Annotated in this window: 1 pseudogene; it reads left to right on the top strand. The window is 46.7% G+C overall.

Annotated features, from left to right (window positions below):
- Positions 1–478: 478 nt before the first annotated feature.
- Positions 479–818 (top strand): annotated as a pseudogene (locus tag P5683_RS25420) (GUN4 domain-containing protein); the annotation flags it as partial.

The following is an 818-nucleotide window of genomic DNA, read 5'->3' as shown; positions in this document are numbered from 1 at the left end:
GCACCACTCCTACTCTCCATTGGCGGTGGGTTACGCACTCAACCCACCCTACGAAGGAGTAGGGTGCGTTAATGAAATGTAACGCACCGTTGACCATTCAAATGTTAATGAAATGTCAACACCACTCCTACTCTCCATTGTTAATGAAATGTCAACACCACTCCTACTCTCAATTGGCGGTGGGTTACGCTACCCTAACCCACCCTACGAAGGAGTAGGGTGCGTTAATGAAATGTCAACACCGTTGACCATTACAATGTTAATGAAATGTCAACACCGTTCATCATTACCATGTCAGGAGTAGAGCGATCGCATTTTTTCCCCCACTTTCCCAGAGTTGGAATTAACCGTCGATGAAGTATTGACAGCGAGTGGCATTCGCGAGTTATAATAGATCGAATAATGCCACCCACTATAGCTATACTTGTAATGAGTGTCACCATTCCACGGTTTCTACGTCTTATCGGGGTTGAGAATCATGGCGAAATGTCCCGTTTGTGAAACGGAATATACACCAAATGAGGTGGAAACCTGTTCGGTGTGTGGTTATGACCTGACACCCTATCCCCCTGTGATTGGTGGGATACCCTCCGGGTTTTTGGAGAAGGAGAAAAAACGCATTGCCGCCGCCAAGCGGGTTTGGCAATTGTCTCAGTCTCAGGTAGAATAGGCACAGTTGATGGTCTCTCACCTGTAGTCTTACGGAGATAAAATGACTCAGCCAATTGACGGTTTTACCACTACTCAATCACGCCTAGAATCGCAGATAGAAGCGATCGCATCTCAACTCCAATCCCAGAATGAAGCGATCGCATCTC

This window comes from Limnospira sp. PMC 1279.21, assembly GCF_032349615.1.
Classification (GTDB): domain Bacteria; phylum Cyanobacteriota; class Cyanobacteriia; order Cyanobacteriales; family Microcoleaceae; genus Limnospira; species Limnospira fusiformis.
The sequence above is the reverse complement of the archived record's forward strand: the minus strand, read 5'-3'. Positions and strand labels throughout refer to the sequence as shown.